Genomic DNA, 798 nt, shown 5'->3' on the forward strand with positions numbered 1-798 from the left:
ATCGTTTGACCGATGGGGGGACACAGGAGGATAAGTGAACCGTGCGACTGGTCGTGCACGGCTAAGGACGGTAGCGGAGCGACAGGCAAATCCGGAACACGATACGCGAAGGTCTGATGGGGAGCGAAAATAAGTAGCGAAGTCACTGATTCCATACTGTCAAGAAAAGCCTCTAGGGAGACGAAACGTGCCCGTACCGCAAACCGACACAGGTAGGCGAGGAGAGAATCCTCAGGCGCGCGAGCAAACCCTCGTTAAGGAACTCGGCAAAATGACCCCGTAACTTCGGGAGAAGGGGTACTCCGGGCAACCGGAGTCGCAGTGAAGAGGCCCAGGCGACTGTTTAGCAAAAACACAGGTCCCTGCCAAACCGAAAGGTGACGTATAGGGGCTGACGCCTGCCCGGTGCTGGAAGGTTAAGGGGAGGAGTGAGAGCTCTGAACCGAAGCCCCAGTAAACGGCGGCCGTAACTATAACGGTCCTAAGGTAGCGAAATTCCTTGTCGGGTAAGTTCCGACCCGCACGAAAGGCGTAACGATCTGGGCACTGTCTCAACGAGGGACTCGGTGAAATTGATATACCCGTGAAGAAGCGGGTTACTTGCGATAGGACAGAAAGACCCCGTAGAGCTTTACTGTAGCCTGACATTGGATTTTGGTGTGTTTTGTACAGGATAGGTGGGAGACGTGGAACCCAGGCCGCCAGGTTTGGGGGAGTCGATGGTGGGATACCACTCTGAATGCACTGAAGTTCTAACTTGGCACCCTGAATCGGGTGTAAGGACCGTGTCAGGTGGGC

Annotated in this window: 1 rRNA gene; it reads left to right on the forward strand. The window is 55.1% G+C overall.

Going from position 1 to position 798, the window contains the following annotated elements:
- Positions 1-798 (forward strand): 23S ribosomal RNA (locus tag GJ688_RS20040); the annotation flags it as partial.

Source organism: Heliobacterium mobile (genome assembly GCF_009720735.1).
Lineage (GTDB): Bacteria > Bacillota > Desulfitobacteriia > Heliobacteriales > Heliobacteriaceae > Heliobacterium > Heliobacterium mobile.